The sequence below is a fragment of the Desulfococcus sp. genome (genome assembly GCF_041737845.1).
Classification (GTDB): Bacteria; Desulfobacterota; Desulfobacteria; order Desulfobacterales; family Desulfococcaceae; genus Desulfococcus.
Genome location: NZ_JBGSQX010000032.1, coordinates 21,512 through 41,035, shown reverse-complemented (window position 1 = coordinate 41,035; position 19,524 = coordinate 21,512). Strand labels below are relative to the sequence as shown.

Here is a 19,524-nt window from a genome sequence, read left to right as displayed (position 1 = left end):
AGCCTCCGTTGGGTTAAAAGGTGCTCCTGTCGGACAGGAGGTCTGCTGCCACAGCGCTCAGGGTTTGCAGGACGTCCAGGATTCTGGCATCCGCCAGTTCATAGTAGACAAACGGTCCTTCGCGCTCCACCCTGACCAGAAGCGACCGCTTCAACTCCTTCAGGTGATGCGACACCAGGGGCTGCGACAACTCGAGGGACTCGACGATGGCGGACACCGATTTCCTGCCGCTGCTGATGAAAAGCAGTATCCGCAGGCGGTTGCCGTCGGACAGGCTTTTGGCCAGGAAGGCGGCGCGTTGAAGGTGATCCTGATTCAACGGGGATTGCCCCGAAAATCCCTGGCACGGCCTTTCCGAAGCCGGTGAGATCCGGTTCGGATCTTCATGCAAGGGTAGCTTTTCTGTCTTGCCCATCATTCGATACCCCGGCGCATCTGATGCCGATAGTTATATCAGTAAATAAATGAACGTTTATATGCTGATATGATGGTTGTCAAGTGGAGAATGAACGGATGGCGCAGCGGTATCGTGAATTGGAAAGCCGGGTGCGGGAAACCCCACTGGGACCCGCGATCAGCCTGCGCGGTTTCGCCCGGACGGGCGCCTATGCCGGGTCTTTGCATCCAGCCGGAAGCCGGACGATGAATGCCGCCCCGCAGCCCGCCCCGCTGACAAGGCTGAGGTCGCCCCCCAGATCCCGGGCCAGGGCGAGGGCGCCGGCCAGCCCGACCCCGTGCCCCCGGACGGGGTCGGACCCCGCCGCCGAAAGCTGGAAATAGGCTTCGAAGATCTTCCGGTGGTACTCGCAGGGAATCCCGTCGCCGTCGTCCTTCACCGAAAAAACGAGGTTGCCGCCGTCCTGCCGGACGGCAAAATCGACCTGCCGCTTCCGGTACTTGAAGGCGTTGCTCAACAGATTCCGGAGGATCTGGCGGGTCTTGTCCGCGTCCAGCAGGAAAGACCTCTCGAGGAGGGAGGGCTCGACGGCGAGCACGAGGCCCGCGGGCGAGGCGATCCGGTCCATGTCCGCGAAGGAATCCGCCGATTTCATGGGCTCCGAGATCCCGCTGTCGATCAGGTCGAAAAATTCCGTCAGCATCTCCCGGATCATGGTTTTGAGGGGGGTTTCGGTCCTCACGATGATGCCCTCGCCCGACCGCGCCAGTTCGAGGGCGTCGTGCGTCAGCATCTGGGCTGCGCGGGTGTTGCGAAGGAGCCGGGTGAGGACCCGCTCCTGCCTGGGCGTGAGGGGGCCGTACTGCTCCCGCCGGGACAACAGCCCGCTCAACCCGGCCTGGATCACCGCGAGAGGGTTCTTCAGGTCGTGAATCAGCAGGTCGATCTTGATCTCTTTTCGGGCCACCGCGATATCTCCGGGAATTTATGGACAGCCGGATGATGTCACGGGATTGTTTGGCGTGTCAAGGGGGCGGTTCGGACGAGCATGACAGAAGCTCCGGACCTTTGAGTTGATGCCTGCGGTGTTGTTCATCTCTTTTCTTGGGTGGTATAATATTTTTGTTTCGAGCTTCTGGGTTTGTCCGGTATTGTCAGGGATAGGAGACCTTTTTTCAATAACGGCCGGAGAACCTTCGTCCTGAAATACTTTCTATCCTTTATCTCTATGAAAGCCTGGATTTCTTCTCTAGCCCGGGGGATCTGACAAAAATCAAGTATTCTTGCCACCCGTTCAACTTGGGGGGTGACTTGGGGGGTGACTTGCCCGTTCCTGCCACCTTTCCGGCAACCACCGGCTCCGTTTCTTCCGGCTGCCGGATCCAGACGAAGGCTTCGTTGTACCCGCTTTTTTCAGAAATCATCGTCCACGACCTGTCTGCCGGGGTGGATATGTTTCGGGAGCAGGGCAATCTTGTCGTCGGCCTGCCGGATCCCGGCGGTCAGGGAGCCGTCGTCCGCGTCGAAGAGCCGGATGCCCACAAGGACGGCCGCCTCGAACACGGCGCCGATCCGGCAGGTGAGGCTGCCGTTCTCGATGCGCTGAAGCAAGCCCCGGGAAATGCCTGCCCGATCGGCCAGGTCCTGCGCCGTCATGTTGCGCTCCTTACGGGCAATCTTGATCTGCTTGCCGAGAAGTGCTGCAGCATGGATGGTGATGCGGGAGTAGGTGCGCTTGGCTTGTTTTGGCATGTCTCGCCTCGAATGATCTATGAATAGACCATATCCATAAGATATGATTTATATATAGACCATCCTAAGGCGGCAGTCGTCTTTTCGTCAAGCAAAAAACGGTTGGTGGGGCCAGGATGGACAGGTGTTTTCATCCCGCCGACCCGGCGGGCAGGCGCCGTCTATCATGCCTGGTAGACGGCGTCAACGACATCCGCGATCTCCGCCCCGATGCCGTGGCGGTGAAGGACCTGCCGGATCTCGGCAACCTGGGCGGGCGCAGTGATATCGATGTCCGCACCGCAGGCGGTTTCCCGGAGTGGATAGCCCTGCTGATCCAACACCCGCACCGCCTCGGCATAGGGGGCCACCAGCAGGCCCAGCACCGAGTAATCCCCCATGTAAAATGCCGGAAGGCGTGTGTTGTCCATGTACGCCGCCCGGCTGCGCCGGTCATTTGGAAGTATGACGATTTTACCCATCGGTGGTGTTCTCCTTTTTTACCCAGAAAAAATGACCATTCCGGGTGAGGATTGCAAGAAGGTCCGGCGGATCGATGGGGCGTTTCTTTAAAAGGCTGCGCGCAGTCCTAAATCCGATCCCGGATCACATGAAACGACAGGGCCGACCCCGTGACCCGGCTGCGGCCGGTGTAGAGGAAAATCGCCGCCCAGAGCACCTGCAGGGAGAGGATGACGGCGGGGTGCCACAGGTATCCCATGCCTGCCGGCACATCCGGCGCGGGGGTCTGGACCGCCGGCTGGAACAGGGCCGTGAGGACGGCGTATCCCACGGCCGCCATGGCCATGATCTGGTAGGCGGAGATCTGCCGGCCCCCGCGAAAGTCGGCGCGGAGCATCTCGGAGACCGAGCGCCAGATCTGGGTGATGAGGAGGGTTTCGAAAAAGGCCGTGTTGTAGAAGCCCTTCAGGAAGAGGTAGACGCCCGCGATGCCCGAGGCGCAGTAGATAGCGGCGGTGACGGCCTGGATGGGCAGGACCCGGCGGCCGTCCCATCCGTCGGCGTAGGCGATCTTCTTGGTCTTGCCGGAGAAGACGAAGCACAGGTTCCGGAAGAGTCTCTGGATGAGGGGCGGGCAGTCCGCAAGGGGCCTGCCATAGCAGCACCCGAAGCTGATGCAGGCGAGCCGGCCGATCCCCTCCCCAAAGGCGTAGGATATGGAGAGGGCCGCCATGAAGGTCATGACGGCCACCGGTGCGGTCATCCACGGTTTCAGGGCGAGGTTTACGGCCGCAACAATCCAGGGCGCGATGAGGATGCCCACGAAGGAGGCCCCGCCCACGGTGAAGGTGTGTTTTTTCTTTTCGACGATCCGGGCCACGATCTTGGAGGCGGGGATGCAGACCCCCAGGAGGGCTGCGGTGATCGTGGCGATCGCAGCGGGTGATGCCGCCGTGGCTCCCATGAGGACGATGAAGATCATGACGGCCAGCACATAGGCGTTGGCGGTGAAGAGCCCGTAGAAGGTGAGGTTTTCGCCCTGCCAGTCGCCCTCGGGATGCTTCCTTCGGGGGATGGCGGCCAGCATCTGCCACCGCTCCCCCGGCAGTGCCTTGAATCCCCAGCTTAAGACCAGGGAAATCGCCAGGGTCAGCCCCAGCACGAACAGTTCGTCGATCATGCACCTGTCTCCTTTGCCTGTGAATCAAAATTCCGCGGGTTTCGCCGGGCGATCTCCTGGCGCACCCGGACCTCGGTCTCCACCAGGGGCCTGCCGAACCCCTCCGAAAACCGGGTTGCCGCGTCCGTCCGATGGAGGTTGTAAAGGATGTCCTCCGAAAAGGTCACCCGCCCTTTCTGGAAGATGAGGATATCCGTGGAGGAACCGGGCCGGTAAAGGCTCTTGGGCATCCCCTTTTTCAGGAAGATGCCGGGGGTCACCTCCCTTGGATTGTCGTACCGGTCTTCGCTGTAGCACTGGACGATGTCGCCGATCATGAGGGCCGCGACCTCGATCACGGCCACCCGCCCCACCCCGGTACCCCCGGGCACGTCGGTGTCGATGACGGTGACGACCCGCCGGTTCTTGGAAAAGGAGGCCCTGGTTGACATGATGGCCCCGGGGTTGCACGGCCGATATTCGCCGGCGATCTCGTAGAAATCCAGGACCCGGCCGGCCACCGGGGTGTGGTTGTAATGGTATTTGTCGGGAGTGAGCCGGAACACGGCCACGTCGCCGTCCCGGAACGCCGCAAGCCACTCCGGCTTGTGGGCGCCGATCAGCTCCGCATAAGTGAAGAACTTTTCCTTGATGAAGAACTGGGAGATCCGGGAGAATGATCCAACCAGGACCCGGGCGTCGGCGGGCGAGACCACGGCATCCGGGTCGTCCGGCATGGGCCGGGCTTCCCAGTAGCGGATCTTCCGCTCGAAAACCTTCCGGGCCGTGTCCAGGGCATGGGGCGGGTCGAGGCATTCGTCGAGGTTGATCCCCAGGTCCCGGTAAAAGCGGCCGGCCCGGGCCAGGCGGCTGCCGATGGCCGCGTCGTAGGCGACCCACCCCAGGACGCTCGATACCCTGGCGGAGGTCAGGAGGGTGAAAAGCCGCGTCGGCTGCTCCCGGTCGGCGGCATAGAGGGTGTTGACCAGGCGGTCGGCGAAGAGGGTTTCGGTTTCGACCCGGCCGGTGGCGCGGTCGATGTACTGGTGGGGGGCAAGTGACATCATGCGGCGTCCTCCTCCTCCGTGTTGCGCCGGATGTCGTGATGGATGCTCAAGACCATGAGCCGGATCAGGCGCCCGAGGGACCGGTCGTCGATCTCCTCCGAGAGGATCCGCGCCCGGATCCTCGTCAGGAACTCCCAGGCGCTTCGCCCCTCCAGGATCTCCGACAGCGCTTTCCGAACGGCGTCCCGCCCCAGGGCGGCGCAGGCGTCCAGCTTCTTGAAATCCTGTTCGAGGTCATCGAGGGCTTCGCGGATCTGGCGTTCCCTCAGGGATTCCCGGTAGTATCGTTCCGCCGCCGTGTTGAAGGCCTCCCCTGAAAGCGCGAGGGGGGTGGGGGCGCCCGCCTGGTCCAGGATGGACCGGGTCAGGCGGTCGGCCGCGGCGAAGTTCGTCGGGGATTCGATGCGGCGGGAGAGGTCGGCCAGGGTTTCGGTAAGGCCCATCATCTCGATCAGGTCCGGCGCGTCCGCCTTGAGGGTCTCGACGAGGGCCTTTCGGAACTCCTGGTTGTAGACCCGGATGGTTCCGTGGTAGCGGTGGCTGGGGCGCGTGCGTTGGGTCCGCGCAAGGATGCGGGCCATGAGCGCGTTGGGGGTATCCTTTCGGATGAAGAAGGTGGGGATGCCGATGGCGCTCCCGAAAAAGATCTGGCGCCGTTCGCTCTCGATGAACGGGTCGTCGGGGATGTGGGCGTGAGTGATCGTCCCGCTGAGGATGTATTTGCAGGCCAGGGCCGTGACCAGGTTCTGGAGGGCCGCGGCCGGGGCCATGTCGCCGCGGATGGATTCAAAGAGGCTGTAGTAGCGACCCTCGAAGCCCGAAAAGCCCATCTTGGAGAACTCCCGAAGCCGGCAGGGCAGGTACATGGGCATGGCGGTGTCGAAGATCCCGAACTCGGCCAGGTCCTGTTTGAGGCGGGCGTCGTTGCCAAGCTCGCCGTTCAGGGCCGGGCTCCGGTCGGTGCTCATGAGGGCCACGAAGTAGTCGAGGAGCCGGTAGTCCCGGACAAAGTCCCCCCGCAGGCCGAAGATCCTGCTGAACCACCGGTCGATCCATTTGGGGCCGAAGGGCGTCACGGGCTGGCCCATGACCTTGAGCCTGGCCTTCTTCTTCCACCGCCGCCAGATCATCCGGAGGTGGGTGAAGTCGAGCTCGTGGGGGAGGAAGCCCAGGGCCTTCTCGGGATGGAAGTCGCTGAAATCGAGGCGATAGGGCGCGGCGCTGTAGGTGCCCACGAACAGGGGCAGAAAATGTTCGGTGATCTTGATGACCAGGTCTCCCAGGGTCTTCTCGTCCCGGGCGTCGAACCCGGAAGCCGGGTCTTTCATCAGGGCCGTCAGCTTCCGGCTTCCCAGGCTGATGTGGGTGCCGTTGTTGGCCAGGCTGACGTTGGAAAGGGACGGCAGGACGACCAGGTTCCGGGTGATGATGCCCGCTTCCTTGAGCTTGGCGATGCCGTTCAACTGGCTCCGGGAAAGGACCTTGTGGCAGAGGTGCATGTACCGGTGCTTGGTCTCGCCGCAGTCCCACCCCGAGAGGCACGGGCTCATGTAGAGTTCCCGGTAGAAGGCGTCCGGGATCAGCTCGTTGAGCTGCTTCTGCCGGGTGTGGGTGTGGGGGGCGAAATAGACCCTGGCCCGCTGCCCGCTGCTCAGGAGGCCAAACTTCCGGTTGGCATGGAGGATCAGGAGTTGGGAGAGAAGATAGCGCTTGGCGGTCTCCCGGGCGATGCCGTGGCCCGGCGGCGTGTTCCGGACCGGGAGAACGGGATGGAAGGAATAGGTCTCCGGCGAGGTGTTGTCGTTGAGGAAGTGGCCCATGAGGTGCAGCCCCGCATCCCGAACGAGGGCAGGGGCCTCCGGAGGGTCGCCCACGGCATCGGCCAGGGCGAGCTTGAGCAGGTAGCTCACGGGGACGCGGATGTAGGTCTCTCCGTTTTTCACGAAGGTGAACCTGTCCGCGTCGCACCGCCTCGGGCCGTCCGGCCGGTTCCTGTCGGCAGCCAGATCGCGCGTGAAGACCCTCCGGGAAGCGTCGTTCAGGGCGGCGTGGTGGAACCGTACCCAACTGTTTTCCCAAATGCCGTCCGGATTGTCGTCCAAAAAATTTTCGAGGTCGGTGACGAGGCGGCGGGAGGTTTCGCCGGTCCCGGCCCGCCGCAGGAGATTCTGGTAATAGTTGGACCCTTCGATGGTGACGGCCAGGTCCACATTCTCCCGGCTGCCGGCCACGACCGCCTGAAGTTCGTTTTCAGCCCCCATGGTGGTGTCCATGAAGGCAAACGGCAGGGATTCCGCAAAGAAATCCGGCCTGTCGTCCGGGCCGGCGCCGAGCACGCCCTGAATCCTTGGCAGCGCTTCGGTCAGCCAGTCTTCGCGGTCGGGTCGTTGAGGGGTGATCATGTCGGTAAACAGGGGCACTGTCCTTCCCAAAGTGTTCTCCTTGATCCAGGTCGATTTTTCCATTATAGACTTCCAGAAAAAGAGGACCCGCGGCGACCCCCGAATGAAAACCGGCGGGCCGGGTCCTGCTTCAGGGGCCTCTTCGCCTGGAAGGTGATTTTCTGGTAGCGGAGTATATCGGACTTGGATGAGGCCCGGGTTAGGCCCGGGTTAAAATTCGATGAAATATGATGGACAAGATAGCGATAACGGTCGCGGGACGCGTCTATGAAGAAGGGGGATGTCGGGTATGGAAGGCAATAGACACGCGGAAACACATCCAGGCGACGGAGGGATCGGGGCCGCGCTGGAGCGGAGCATTCTTCACGGCCTGGCCTGTGAGTGGGAGCATGCGCTCCGGGGATTGCCTGAGCCATACCGGCTTCGTCTGAAAAAGCCCCTCTTCCGGCTCGAAGCCATGAAGGACCGCCTGGGGTACTGGTCCGATGCCCGCGGTGAGATCGGCCTCGCCAGGGACCTGGTCCTCAACCACCCGTGGGACAGCGTCCTCGAGGTCCTTCACCACGAAATGGCCCATCAGCTTGCCTGCCGGGCACTGGCCTCCGGCGGCCAGGAGACGGCCCACGGCCCCCGGTTTCAGGAGGCGTGCCGCCTGCTGTGTGCCAACCCTGAAGCCTCGGGCCGATACGAGACCCTCCATGAACGTCTCGCGCGGAACAGCTTAAACGAGGAGGACAAGCTCGTCCTGCGGATCCAGAAGCTCATGGCCCTGGCCCGGAGCCACAACCGGCATGAGGCCGAGGCGGCCATGCAGAAGGCCCACGAGCTGATGCGCAAGCACCATGTGGCGCAGCTTGCGCAGAAAACCCGGCGGGAGTTCGTGAGCGTCTTTGTCGGGGCCCCGGCCCTCCGCCATTTCGTCGAGGCCTACGAGCTGGCCCATCTGCTCCAGGAATTTTATTTTGTCCATGGGATATGGATTTCCGCCTATGTGGTGGTAAAGGAGCGGATGGGGCGGGTCCTGGAGATCAGCGGAACCTCCCGGCACGTCCGGGTGGCCGCCTATGTCCATGATTATGTGTGCCGGTTCATCGACCGGGAATGGGAGGCATACCGGAAGGAGAAAACGCGGCCGCCGGGGCAGCGCCGGAAAAGCGATTTTGCATGGGGCGTGGTCCGGGGCTTCCGTTCAAAGCTGATGTCGTCAAAGGCGGACCCTCAGGCGCCGGCCGTCCCAGGGGAGCTGATACCGGTTCGGGATGCCCAGCTCGACGGCTACATGCGCCGCCGGTATCCCGTTATCCGGAAAGTCTCGGGCAGGGCCGTGCAGCACAACCCATGGGTGTTCGAGGAGGGCATCCGGCTCGGGGAGGGACTGGTGATCGCGGAGGGGGTTTCCGAGCGGGACGGCGACCGCGGGAAACGCCTGCCTCATTTCGACACGTGATCCTGCTCCAAGGCCAGGAGCGCCGCCTTGATGTGGACGCCGCCCCCGAATCCCGCAAGCCTTCCGTCGGCGCCGATCACCCGGTGGCAGGGGATCACAATGGGGATGGGGTTGCGGTGATTGGCACCCCCGACCGCCCGGGAAGCCTTGGGGTTTCCGATGCTCCGGGCGATCTCGCCGTAGGAGGCCGTACGGCCGTAAGGGATCTCCCGCAGGGCCTGCCACACCTTCAGTTGAAAGGGGGTGCCGCCAAGATGGAGCTCCAGGGAAAAGGCCGTCAGGTCTCCCGCGAAATAGGCCGAGAGCTGGCGGACGGCCTCCGCGAAAGGGGCCTTGTCCCGTCTGGACCGGGGATCCGGAACCGGCGGCGGTATCGTGTCGAAATGGATGAAATGGAGCCGGTCGCCGTCCCCCTCGATGAGGAGCTTTCCCACGGGGCTGTCCATATGCCAGTGATACATGATGATTTTCCTTGTTGATGCGGGCTTCGGGATAATGATGCCGGCCTGGGCTTCCTTATAGCACCCCATGGCCGCCGGGCACAACGGGGAATCGGCCGGGGAGGGGGCGTGATCGGGGTTTTCGGGGGGTCGCGATCAGATGGCGGATTTAGCCTTTGACAAAATGGATAAGGATAAGTTATCTTAAATACACATAAACGGTACCTCTTTAAACCCTTTGCGGTTGCCATCATCAAACCCGGGAACTCCATGGATCGCAGAACGCTGAAAGGAGCCCCATGAAATCGGAGAAGACGGAACCCATGACACTCACAAAAGCCACCATCATTGAAAAACTTCAGGACGAATTGGGGTCGGACGGTTTTACGAAAAGCAAGAGTTCGGAAGTGATCGAGACGCTGCTCACGATCATGAAGGATACCATGGAAAAGGGAGAAGACATTCTGATTTCGGGGTTCGGGAAATTCCAGGTGCGCGAGAAGTCCCAGCGGAAGGGACGGAACCCCGCGACCGGCGACACCATGATGCTCTCCCCGAGGCGGGTTGTCACCTTCAAATGCTCCGGCCGCCTGAGGGACAGGATCAACGGGGAGGAATAGCGCGTTTTTACAGGCCCCCGATCTAAAAGTCATCAAAGAGGGTTGGCTGGTGCCAGCCCTCTTTGGTTTTGAGCCCCGGCCCCGGGGGCCGGGGCGGCGGATCGATCATGATGAGGCATTCGGACGTCAGGGGCAGGCTGTGCTGGTCGGTGATGCCCCGGATGCATCTCGAAAAGCGGGGAAAACAGAGCTTGAGCTGCAGCATGGGCCGCCCGGAAAAAAAGCACAACCGTTTCGGAAACCCGAATGTGAGCTGTTCCGGTATCATGTTTCGGGAAGCCTCTTCGAGGCGGTCACAACCCCAGGTCCTCGTTGATCAGGATGACCTTGACCCGGCCTTTCGGGTAGGCCTTTTCCGTGATGGTCCAGGTGTTGCAGATCCGGGACGGGCTCTTGCAGTCCTCGCACCGGCCGGTTTTGACGCACGGGGTCTTCATGTCGAGCCGCATGGCATTGACGGGGGCGACATAATTCTTGATGCGGAGCATGGCCTCCTCGATGTCCGGAACGATCTTGTTCCGCCCCGCCAGCACCACCACCTCCCTGGGACCGAAGGTCAGTCCGCCGATGCGGTTGCCGATCATGTCGAGGTTCACCAGCTGGCCATCCTCCGTGACGGCGTTGGTTCCCGTAAAATACAGATCCACCAGGAGGGAGTGCCTTCGGTGTTCGATCTTCTCTGCGGCCGGGATGTCCTTTGCCGTGGTGTCGATGATGGTGATCTCCCGGCTTTCCACGATGGCCTCGTATATGCCGGACGCCGCGAAGGTCATGGATCCGCCCCACGAAACCGACTTGGGCTGCGATTTGGGCAGGATGTCTTCCATCACGATGCGCCTGGCGCCGTCCAGGCTGGATGCGGTGAAGACTTCGAAATGATTGGTCTCCAAGGCCTCCTTGACATCGCCGAAGCGGATCTCCCAGAAATTCTGAATCGGTTGGTCCATATGCGTCTCCTTCTATTTTCCCCGGCGATTTCTCCCGGGCGGTTCTTCCAGGTTTTGGGTTCTGTTTCCGATGCGATTCCGCGGCTGCCGTCCGGGAGAAGGCCTTTCAGACCTGCGGGCTGGCGGCGGCATCGCCCCCAAGGGGTCTATAGGCCACTTTGAGTCTGGCTTCAAGAAAAATTAGCCCTGAAATATAGAGGGTTATGTGAATACTTGAAAAACCGGCGGGTTTGACGTATGCTTCGGGATATCCGTGCGGCGGGTTTTCGCCGACCCGCAGTCATCCAACCCTGAATGTGGCACCCCTGGAAGGAGGCGTTTGCATGAATGGCGATCCTATCCGCAGCCGAAAATGGATCCCGTGGGCGGCCGGGCTGGCGATGAGCCTTCTCTTCGGCTGTATCGGGCCTCCCGAGGGGGTCCGGCCGGTGACGGACTTCAGCCTCGAACGGTACCTGGGCGTCTGGTACGAAGTCGCCCGGCTGGACCACCCGTTCGAGCGGGGCATGACCGACGTATCCGCTACCTACAGCCTGCGCGAGGACGGCGGCGTCGAGGTCCTCAACCGGGGCTTCGATCCGGCGTCCGGAAAATGGAAGGAGATCCGGGGCCGGGCCTACTTTACCGGCAGCGAACGCCAGGGCAGCCTCAAGGTGTCGTTTTTCGGCCCGTTCTACGGCGGCTACCACGTCATCCAACTGGATGAGGCGGCGTACGGCCATGCGCTGGTGTGCGGCCCCAGCCGATCCTACCTGTGGATACTGTCCCGGGATCCCCGTTCAGGCCGGGAAAAGACGGCCCGCCTGGTCGAAACGGCGCGCGCTCTGGGATTCGACACGGACCGGCTGATCTTCGTCCCCCATGAACAACATCCATTATGATTCAGAAGGCTCGCAGAAAGACGGCAGTCCCGGGCACGCCGTTTCCGCTCCAGGCCCCGGGGCGCCGGAGAGCAACGCCTCGACGCATTGGTCTTTCTGCTCCCAGAGGGCGTTGACCCAATTCTGAAATGCGTCGCGAAACGCGTCGTCGTTGAAATAATCGCCCAGCATGGCGGGCGAAATGGGCAGTGCCCTCACCTGAACGCGGATCTCCCGGATTCTGCCGCACAGAAAATCCCAGAAGGATTGCGGCCCCCCGGGATACGCGATGGTGACATCGATCATGCTGTCGAGGTATTCCCCCATGGCCCCGATAACGAAGGCGATGCCCCCGGCCCGGGGTTTCAGGAGGTTGCGGTAGGGCGAGCCCTGCCGGTCGTGCTTTTTGGGGGTGAAGCGGGTGCCCTCGACAAAGTTCATGACCGACACCGGAATCGTCTTGAATTTTTCGCACGCCTTGCGGGTGACCTCAAGGTCTTGGCCCCGGAGGTGGGGGTTTTTTTCAAGGAAGCGGCGCGTATACCGTTTCATGAATGGAAAATCGAGGGCCCACCAGGCCTGCCCCAGGACGGGAAACCAGAACAGCTCTTTTTTCAGAAAGAATTTCAAGAACGGGATCCGCCGGTGGAAGATCCGCTGGAGCACGAGGATATCGACCCACGTCTGGTGATTGGACACGACCAGATACCAGCTCCGGCGATCGAGTTTTTCCATACCGAATACCCGAACTGTGGTATCGGTAAAGGCATCCTGGTTGAGATTGTTGCATCCGATCCAGTTTTCGGCGCATCGGGTCAGGATGCGGTCGCAGAATTTCCGGAAAGCGCTTTGGGGAAGTGCCGGCTTCAGAACGGCCAGGAGGAAGATCGGAATGACCCAGAAGAGGGTGTTGACGGCATAGAAGAAGAGGGATACGGCCCCCCGGAGATTCGAAACGGCGTCGTTGGTCATCGTCGTACCTGCGGCTTTCGGTTGATCGGTTGAGGGTTGGGAAAATATAGCGGGGCAGGTCCCGGCCCCGCAAGCCCGGACCCGGATATTACAAATATTTTACAAACAAGAAGGAAGGGTTCTGCACCATGACGCCATTCATCACGGCGCTAATCATCACCAGCGGGATCTGCCTGGCGGCGGGGGGGATGCACCTCTCGATCACCCTGCGCCGGAGAGAGGCCGCGGCCGGTCTCTTATTTGCCGCCATGTGCTTCAGCGCAGCCGTCAACGCGATGCTGGACGCCGCGGTGTTCCAGGCCGCGGACCCCGCCGCCTTCGTGCCCCTGTTCAAATGGCAGGCCGGCGTACAGGGGATATTCTGGACGTCGCTCACCTGGTTTGTCGTCTTCCAGAAGGGCTGCGCCCGCCGCTGGCTGGCCTGGGCCGTCACCGGGGCATTCGCCCTGGCCCTTGTCGTCAACATGGCATCCCCCGCGGGCGTTTTTTTCCTGGCGATCGAACCGCTGCCGCTGGTCGATCTGCCCTGGGGCGAGCGGATCGCATACGCATCCGGGGAGGCCAACCCCCTGCGCGTGGTCGCCGACATCGGCGGGTGCCTCATGGCGGGGCTGATCGCGGAATGCGCTCTCCGCCTCTACCGGAAGGGGCTGCGGAGGGAGGCCGCAATCCTGGGGGGCGGGGTGCTTCCATGCCTCGCGATCGCCTACCTCCACGGAACCCTGGTCCAGGCCGGCATCGTCGGTCCGCCGCCCATGTCGAGCTTTGCCCTCCTGGTCCTGATCCTCATCCTGTACGCATCTTTGACCGGCGAGCTGCTCCGGGCCTCGGAAGCGGCCCTGGAGATTGCGGCAAACGAACGACGGTGGCGCGCCCTGATAGAGAACATCAACCTCATGGTGTCTGCCATCGATCGCGACAAGAAGATCAGCTACGTCAATCCCCGGTTCCTGGAGGTCACCGGGTTTTCGCGCCGGGAGATGGTCGGTCGCCGTTTTCTGGAATTCGTTGCAGAAAAGGACCGCGGGCCGGCCCTCGAACGGTTTCAGCGCGCCATGAACGGGCGCGTCCGCAGCCGGTACACCTCCACCCTGATGAAAAAGGACGGCGCCGAGGCGCGGATTTCCTGGTTCAGCCTGGCCTTGCAGGACGATTCGGGAAGCACTGCCGGGCTCATCAGCGTCGGCGAGGATGTGACCGCTGCTGAAGTGGCGCGTGAGGCCCAGCGATTGGTGCGGGACCAGGCCCTGGCAGAGTTGCGGGAGGTGACGGGGCGCCTCGAGGCGGATAATGCGGCCCTGAGGGCGCGGATGGCGCAGGAACTTTCGTCGGAGGAGGCCGGGCAGCAGCGCCCGGTGTCGGCTCCGAATGAACCCCCTGCCGACGATGAACCGTTGATGCCCATGGAAGAGATCGAGCGCCGGCACATCCTGGAGGCCCTGAAGCGCGCGTCCGGGCGCATCAAAGGCCCGGGAGGTGCGGCCGAACTGCTGGGCATGAACCCTTCCACCCTGCGGAACCGCATGAAGCGGTGCGGGGTTGCGCGGCCCTGAGGGGTCCCTGCGGGAAGGTCCTGACAGATCCGGGCCGCGATGATGCCCGATGCCGTTAACGCTGAGATTCAAGGAACAACTGCTGCCTGATCGTGACCCCTGACCTCACATGGATCCAACGCCCCGTCGTCCGGGCCACTCTTTGGATGACCGGCACCCTGGCGTCGTTCCTGGCCATGGCCGTGGCCGGGCGGGAGCTGTCGGCGGGGCTGGGCACCTTCGAGATCCTGTTTTTCAGGAGCCTGACGGGGCTTGTCATCATCGGCGCCGTTCTTCTAAAGAAACGCCGCGGGAGGGTCGGGTCCCGGCACCTTTCCCTTCACCTCCTGCGCAACCTGGCCCATTTCGGGGGGCAGTTCGGCTGGTTTTACGGGCTGGCATTCATCCCCCTGGCCGAGGTGTTCGCCATCGAGTTCACGGTGCCCGTCTGGACGGCCCTGCTGGCGGCCCTCATCCTGAAAGAAAAGCTGACCGCGCCCCGGATCGCCGCCGTCGGCCTGGGAATTTCGGGCATGCTCATCATCCTCCGCCCGGGGCTTTCCGTCGTCACCCCGGCGGCACTGGCCGTCCTGGGCGGCGCCGTCTGCTACGCCCTGTCCCACACCCTCACGCGGCGGCTGGCCCAGACCGACGCCCCCATCGTCATCCTGTTTTACATGACCCTCATCCAGCTTCCCCTGGGATTCCTGCCGGCGCTTCGCGGCTGGGTGACGCCGTCTGCGGCCATGTGGCCGTGGCTGCTGGTCGTGGGGGGGACGGCCCTGAGCGGCCATTACTGCATGGCCCGGGCCTTCGCCCTCGCCGACGCGACGGTGGTCGTCCCCATGGATTTCCTGCGGCTGCCCCTCATCGCCCTGGTTGGCTGGCTCTTTTACGGCGAGGGGATCGACGCCTTCGTGCTGGGCGGGGCAGCGGTCATGCTTGCGGGAAACGTCATCAACATCCGGGCCGAACGCCTGCGGCATCCTGCCGCGCCAAAAGCGCAGGGATCAAGAAGTGATGGTCTCGTAAAAAGTCAATTTTCAGACGGTTCCGAAAAAAGACCGAGATCAAGGCTTGCGAATCCCGAGGAATGAGGCGTACTTATAGTACGCCGCAGTGACGAGGGATGAAGCGTAACGCAGATATCGGCCTTTTTACGGAACCGTCAAGAAGTGTTTGACAGTCGCAGCCGATGGCGTAATATCAGGCGGCGCCTGGAATCGCTTTTTACGGGAACGGATGGCTGCGGTCCGGGGCGCCGGCTGCGGCCATCTTCATATTTTTCGAAAGGGGAATCGCTGTGCCGAAAGTGGTGATTGAGGAACAGGAGGGGATCGGGTTGCTGCGGTTGAACAACGGGGTCACCAACGCCATCAGCCCGGAGCTTGTGAATGACCTGGAGGCGGCGCTTCAGATCGTCGAGCGCGAATGCCGCGGAATGGTTTTTGCCGGGGGCGGGAAATTTTTCTCCATGGGGTTGGATCTGCCAACCCTGATCCCCTTGAAAAGAGATGCGTTCTCTGACTTTTTTGACAGGTTCAACCGGGCCCTGCTGCATCTTTTCACGCTCCCGATACCGACCTGCTGCGCCATCGCGGGCCATGCGGTCGCCGGCGGAACCGTTCTGGCTTTGGGCTGCGACTACCGCTTTGCGGCGCCGGAGAAAAAGCTCGGCCTGAACGAGATCCATCTGGGCGTGCCCGTTCCCTATCTGGCCGACATGCTCCTGAGGCAGATCGCAGGAGATCGAGCGGCGACGGAGATGACGTACGGCGGCAATTTTACGGCAGCCTCGGATGCGGCCCGCTTCGGGCTCGTGGACGCGCTTTTTCCGGCGGAAACCGTTGAGGCAGGGGCCGTCGAAAAGGTGTCCGGCCTTGCGTCCCATTCCCCGGCGGCATTCCGCGAAACCAAGAAAAACAGGGTCGAGACCATCCGCGGCCTGTATGCGCAGCACCATCAGGCCAAAAACGAGGCCTTTGTCGACTGCTGGTTCAGCGATCCGGTCCGGCCCCTCCTCGAGGCGGCCGCCCGGAAATTTTAAGGGAAGACTGAAGGCTGGGGGGGATTAGGCTGAAGGAAGAGGGGCTGAAGGGGGAACAGTCTTTTAGCCTTCAGCCTTCAGCCGGGGGGTGCGCTGCAAAGGAGAGAAGCGGGATCCATGAATATCAGGGAAGTGATTGTGGTCGAGGGGAAAGACGATGAACGGGCCGTGAAGCAGGCGGTCGATGCCGAGGTGATCCTCACGAGCGGATACGGCATCACCGAGGAGACCTTCCGGAGGATCGAATTCGCCCGGCTTCGGAAGGGGGTCATTGTCCTGACGGACCCGGACCGCCCCGGCGAGCAGATCCGGAAGCGGATCAACGACAGGGTGCCGGGCTGCAAGAACGCCTATCTCTTGCAGGCGGACGCATTCAGGAAGAACGACATCGGCATCGAGAATGCCGCGCCCGGAGCGATCCGGGAGGCCCTGGAAAAGGCCCGGTGCGTCGTGGAGACGGCGGCGGACGTTTTCAGCCGGGAAGATCTTTTCGAGCACGGGCTCCTGGGCGGCCCGGACGCGTCCCGGCGGCGGGAGGCCCTGGGTTGCATCCTCGGGATCGGGTACGCCAACGGCAAGCAGCTCCTGAAACGGCTCAATCACTATGCCATAGGCCGCGAGGAATTTCAGCGCGCCGCAGCAAGGCTGGCTGAAGGGAAGGGCGCCTGAGGCCGGAATCCTTCAGGGCCGCCGGCGAAATCATTCAAACTGAGTCCTGAAGGCCAGGAACGCCGCCTTGAGGTCGCTCAACTCGGTTTCGAGTTCCGCCACCCGGGTTTCCAAAATCTCCAGGCGTCCGGGAACCGGGCTGGGGTCCCGGACCGGATCCCCGCTTTCCGGGAGGACAATCTCCTCTGTCGCGGCTGAGGGGTCGAAGACGGCATCCGTCTCCTCCACCGCTGCAAAAAGATGGGCCCAGCGGCTTTCCTTCTGGCCGGGCCGCCGGGCAAGCTGGACCGCGAACGGCCCCTCCTCCCGTCCGGCAAGCTTCTGGAGGGTGTGCTCGACCGCCGGCAGGGCATGAAACTCCGCGAGCCGGACGGTCCGCTGGCGCAGCTCCCCCGCCGTCTGGGGCCCCCTTAGAAACAATACGCACAATACGGCCAGCTCCCGGTCCGAGAAGTCGGCCACATCCTCCAGGTTGTGCCGGTATTTTGCGATGCGGCTGCCGTGGGTCCGGATCTGCCAGACCAGACGCCGGTTCCTGAGCCGGTCCACGGCCTGCTGCACCGAGGCTTCATCGAGGTTCATGACCGGCTCCCGGTTGGACCGCTGGTTGCAGGCGTTGCACATGGCGTTCAGGGACAGGGGGTAATAGTCCGGGGTGGCCATCTGTTTTTCGATCAAAACGCCCAGGATTCGGACCTCAACGGGGTCGAGCGGAACATCCGTCTGTTTCTCCATGAAGGCCGGCTCCTTTCACCCGCACACGTGCTCCAGGAAATAATTCATCTGCCGGTACCACCAGGGCCAGTCGTGATTGACGTCGTTCCCCCAGAAGTCGACCCATGCGGGGATGGATTTCTCGCGGAAAAGCGCATCCAGGCAGCGGGTGTCTTCAATCGACTCCTCCTCCCATGCGCCCTGGCCCACGCAGACGATGATGTCGCTGCAGTCGTAGTGCTCCAGATACCATCGGTCGTTCAGGGCGGGGAGATAGCTGAGGGGGGAATTGAAGAAAACGTCCGGGAGGTCTTCGGAGGAGATGCCGAACTCGGGGCGGTCCAGGCGGTAGAGGCCGCTCAGGGCGATGGTCCCCTCGAAAAGGTCCGGATGTCTGAGAAAGAAGTTGAGGGCATGATAGGCTCCCATGCTGCACCCGTTGGTCATGATGCGGTCGTGGGGGAGGCGGCAGTGGTCGCGGATGAAGGGGACGACCTCCCGGCACACGTAGCGGTCGTAGTCTTCATGCCGGGCATTCCGGAGGGCGGGCGGAACCCTGAAATGGTACCAGGACTCGCTGTCGATGCTGTCGATGCAGAACATCTTGATTCTGCCGGCGTTGATGAATCGGGACAGTGCATCAATCATTCCCATGCCCTCGTAGTCGAAATAGCGGCCGCGGGAGCATGGAAACACGATGAAGGGCCTGCCCCAGTGGCCATAGATCCTGAGGGCCATATCGCGGTCGAGATTCGGGCTGTACCAGCGATGTTCTTCGATATGCATGTCGTCCTATCCTTAATAGGGATGGCCCCCAAAACGACGAACGCCTCGCGAATCGCTTTTTCGGGGGACTGTAGGGATGTTACTGTTCCATCAGGTCCCGGGCCAGCCGGAGAAGATCCTCCTCTGAAGGCGACCGGACGATATAGCGGTACCGGCTCATGGCGCCCTGGAAGACCGCCGGGTTTTCGCCGTGCTCCGCGAGCCGGTCGCCGCACCGGGCGATCGCCTCGTCGTGGTTGAGCCGATAGGCCCTTTCCCTTCTCCCGACATAGGCGCAGTAGTATTTTTTCTCCGCAGGCGGCGTCGGCTCCCCCAGGCGGATCATGCGGGCGTATGCGGCATAGAGGTCCCCGTCGACGCTGTAGTTCATCATGTCGAGGATGGCGCCCCCGGGCGGGCGGCAGTTGATCTCGATGGGGAGATAGGCGTCGCCTTTCCTGAAGAATTCGAAATGAAAGAATTTGCCGTGGACGTTGAAGGCCTGGACGAGTCGTCTCCCGATGGCGGCAAGCGGCTCGGGGATGATCCGGGTGACATAAAAGAAGGTATCCTTGCCCAAAACGTACTCCAGGACCCCGTCGCCGTAGACCAGGGAATTTTCGAAGATGATCCGTCCAGCGGTGTCGGTGAGGCCGTCATAGCTGACGATCGGGGCGTCGATGAACTCTTCGAGGACATAGGTGCCCGGCGGGATGCCGGATACGAGCTCCCGCAGCTCTATCTCGTCGGCCACCTTGTGAATGCCGCAGGCCCCCACGCCCTCGTCCGGCTTGAGAATCAGGGGATAGCCCAGCTCTTCCGCCAGCATGAGCCCGTGGTCCAGGTCGCGGATGCATTCGCCCCGGGCCGCGGGCAGGCCCAGGTCCTGGAAGACCCGCTTCATGGCCGATTTTTTCCTGAGCCGCTCCAGATCCGCCGGCCGGATGCCGTCCATGCCGAGCTTTTCGTTGATCCGGGCCTCCAGGCCCAGCCAGTTTTCATTGTGGGATTCGACCCGGTCAAAATGGGGGGCGATGCCTGAGGCCGCCTGGGCCTCCATGAGCGTCGCCACCGCGTTTTCGACGGATGGAAACGCATGCAGATCGGCCTGGACATAGTATCTCAGGGACGATCTCAGCCGCTCGGGCATGAAATAAAAATCCGCCTCCCCGATGGCCCACACATTGACGCCCAGGCGGTCCAGCGCCAGGATGAACTGGGCATAGTTGGGCGGAAACTCCGGAGATAGGTATAAAAATTCCATGATCCCCTCGATTCTGAATCGGGCGTGAT

General features: G+C 62.3%; 22 protein-coding genes. 7 read left to right on the top strand and 15 right to left on the bottom strand.

Annotated elements, in window-relative coordinates; all coding sequences use genetic code 11:
- Positions 1–13: 13 nt before the first annotated feature.
- From ACEW8N_RS04100 to ACEW8N_RS04065, 8 genes are all read right to left on the bottom strand, one after another.
- Positions 14–319: an ArsR/SmtB-type metalloregulator TsoR gene (locus tag ACEW8N_RS04100; RefSeq protein ID WP_373498531.1), complete on the bottom strand. Its 306-nt coding sequence runs from the start codon at positions 317–319 to the stop codon at positions 14–16.
- Between the two features lie 286 nt (positions 320–605).
- The gene (locus tag ACEW8N_RS04095; RefSeq protein ID WP_373498530.1) at positions 606–1,364 is read right to left on the bottom strand and encodes a sensor histidine kinase; all 759 of its coding nucleotides are present in this window, start codon (positions 1,362–1,364) and stop codon (positions 606–608) included.
- Positions 1,365–1,489: 125 nt separating this feature from the next.
- Positions 1,490–1,687 (bottom strand): Fic family protein, encoded by a 198-nt coding sequence (locus ACEW8N_RS04090; protein WP_373498529.1) that lies wholly within the window; start codon positions 1,685–1,687, stop codon positions 1,490–1,492.
- Positions 1,688–1,810: 123 nt separating this feature from the next.
- Complete coding sequence (locus tag ACEW8N_RS04085; RefSeq protein ID WP_373498528.1) at positions 1,811–2,149, bottom strand: helix-turn-helix transcriptional regulator; 339 nt, start codon at positions 2,147–2,149, stop codon at positions 1,811–1,813.
- Between the two features lie 164 nt (positions 2,150–2,313).
- Entirely contained in the window at positions 2,314–2,610 is a 297-nt protein-coding gene (locus ACEW8N_RS04080) for a hypothetical protein (RefSeq protein WP_373498527.1), read from the bottom strand.
- 107 nt (positions 2,611–2,717) lie between these two features.
- The gene (locus tag ACEW8N_RS04075) at positions 2,718–3,770 is read right to left on the bottom strand and encodes a prolipoprotein diacylglyceryl transferase family protein (RefSeq protein ID WP_373498526.1); all 1,053 of its coding nucleotides are present in this window, start codon (positions 3,768–3,770) and stop codon (positions 2,718–2,720) included.
- Positions 3,767–4,816 (bottom strand): phosphatidylserine decarboxylase, encoded by a 1,050-nt coding sequence (locus ACEW8N_RS04070; protein ID WP_373498525.1) that lies wholly within the window; start codon positions 4,814–4,816, stop codon positions 3,767–3,769. The genes ACEW8N_RS04075 and ACEW8N_RS04070 overlap by 4 nt, the downstream gene beginning before the upstream one ends.
- Entirely contained in the window at positions 4,813–7,281 is a 2,469-nt protein-coding gene (locus ACEW8N_RS04065; protein WP_373498524.1) for a hypothetical protein, read from the bottom strand. Before ACEW8N_RS04065 ends, ACEW8N_RS04070 begins: the two co-directional genes overlap by 4 nt.
- Before the next feature lie 226 nt (positions 7,282–7,507).
- Here ACEW8N_RS04065 and ACEW8N_RS04060 point away from each other — a divergent pair, with 226 nt between their 5' ends.
- Positions 7,508–8,665, top strand: coding sequence for a DUF2786 domain-containing protein (locus ACEW8N_RS04060; RefSeq protein ID WP_373498523.1), 1,158 nt, complete (start codon positions 7,508–7,510; stop codon positions 8,663–8,665).
- Here the strand turns inward: ACEW8N_RS04060 and ACEW8N_RS04055 are convergent.
- Positions 8,650–9,126 (bottom strand): methylated-DNA--[protein]-cysteine S-methyltransferase, encoded by a 477-nt coding sequence (locus tag ACEW8N_RS04055; RefSeq protein WP_373498522.1) that lies wholly within the window; start codon positions 9,124–9,126, stop codon positions 8,650–8,652. The two genes, ACEW8N_RS04060 and ACEW8N_RS04055, sit on opposite strands and share 16 nt — an antisense overlap.
- 302 nt (positions 9,127–9,428) lie before the next feature.
- On the opposite strand from ACEW8N_RS04055, the gene ACEW8N_RS04050 reads away from it, so the two are divergent.
- Positions 9,429–9,725 carry an integration host factor subunit alpha gene (locus tag ACEW8N_RS04050; protein ID WP_373498521.1) on the top strand — a complete coding sequence of 99 codons (297 nt, stop codon included), beginning with the start codon at positions 9,429–9,431 and terminating at the stop codon, positions 9,723–9,725.
- Positions 9,726–9,747: 22 nt separating this feature from the next.
- Here the strand turns inward: ACEW8N_RS04050 and ACEW8N_RS04045 are convergent, their stop codons facing one another.
- Together ACEW8N_RS04045 and ACEW8N_RS04040 are read right to left on the bottom strand one after the other, a co-directional pair.
- Complete coding sequence (locus ACEW8N_RS04045; protein ID WP_373498520.1) at positions 9,748–9,993, bottom strand: hypothetical protein; 246 nt, start codon at positions 9,991–9,993, stop codon at positions 9,748–9,750.
- A 25-nt stretch (positions 9,994–10,018) separates the two neighbouring features.
- Positions 10,019–10,672: a lactate utilization protein gene (locus ACEW8N_RS04040; protein ID WP_373498519.1), complete on the bottom strand. Its 654-nt coding sequence runs from the start codon at positions 10,670–10,672 to the stop codon at positions 10,019–10,021.
- Positions 10,673–10,995: 323 nt separating this feature from the next.
- Here ACEW8N_RS04040 and ACEW8N_RS04035 point away from each other — a divergent pair, with 323 nt between their 5' ends.
- Positions 10,996–11,553, top strand: coding sequence for a lipocalin family protein (locus tag ACEW8N_RS04035; RefSeq protein ID WP_373498518.1), 558 nt, complete (start codon positions 10,996–10,998; stop codon positions 11,551–11,553).
- Here the strand turns inward: ACEW8N_RS04035 and ACEW8N_RS04030 are convergent.
- Entirely contained in the window at positions 11,548–12,504 is a 957-nt protein-coding gene (locus tag ACEW8N_RS04030; protein WP_373498517.1) for an acyltransferase, read from the bottom strand. The two genes, ACEW8N_RS04035 and ACEW8N_RS04030, sit on opposite strands and share 6 nt — an antisense overlap.
- A 128-nt stretch (positions 12,505–12,632) precedes the next feature.
- Here ACEW8N_RS04030 and ACEW8N_RS04025 point away from each other — a divergent pair, with 128 nt between their 5' ends.
- From ACEW8N_RS04025 to rnmV, 4 genes are all read left to right on the top strand, one after another.
- Positions 12,633–14,057, top strand: a complete 1,425-nt coding sequence (locus ACEW8N_RS04025; RefSeq protein ID WP_373498516.1) for a PAS domain S-box protein — start codon at positions 12,633–12,635, stop codon at positions 14,055–14,057.
- Positions 14,058–14,203: 146 nt separating this feature from the next.
- Positions 14,204–15,133 carry a DMT family transporter gene (locus ACEW8N_RS04020; RefSeq protein ID WP_373498515.1) on the top strand — a complete coding sequence of 310 codons (930 nt, stop codon included), beginning with the start codon at positions 14,204–14,206 and terminating at the stop codon, positions 15,131–15,133.
- A gap of 206 nt (positions 15,134–15,339) precedes the next feature.
- Positions 15,340–16,083, top strand: a complete 744-nt coding sequence (locus tag ACEW8N_RS04015; RefSeq protein ID WP_373498514.1) for an enoyl-CoA hydratase/isomerase family protein — start codon at positions 15,340–15,342, stop codon at positions 16,081–16,083.
- A 117-nt stretch (positions 16,084–16,200) separates the two neighbouring features.
- Positions 16,201–16,752: a ribonuclease M5 gene (gene rnmV / locus ACEW8N_RS04010; RefSeq protein WP_373498513.1), complete on the top strand. Its 552-nt coding sequence runs from the start codon at positions 16,201–16,203 to the stop codon at positions 16,750–16,752.
- A 30-nt stretch (positions 16,753–16,782) separates the two neighbouring features.
- On the opposite strand, the gene ACEW8N_RS04005 is transcribed toward rnmV, so the two are convergent.
- From ACEW8N_RS04005 to ACEW8N_RS03995, 3 genes are all read right to left on the bottom strand, one after another.
- Positions 16,783–17,487, bottom strand: a complete 705-nt coding sequence (locus tag ACEW8N_RS04005) for a YceH family protein (RefSeq protein WP_373498512.1) — start codon at positions 17,485–17,487, stop codon at positions 16,783–16,785.
- A 15-nt stretch (positions 17,488–17,502) separates the two neighbouring features.
- A complete protein-coding gene (locus tag ACEW8N_RS04000) occupies positions 17,503–18,252 on the bottom strand; it encodes an esterase family protein (RefSeq protein ID WP_373498511.1) in 750 nt (249 codons plus the stop codon).
- Positions 18,253–18,331: 79 nt separating this feature from the next.
- Entirely contained in the window at positions 18,332–19,495 is a 1,164-nt protein-coding gene (locus ACEW8N_RS03995; RefSeq protein ID WP_373498510.1) for an acetyl-CoA carboxylase biotin carboxylase subunit family protein, read from the bottom strand.
- Positions 19,496–19,524 lie beyond the last annotated feature (29 nt).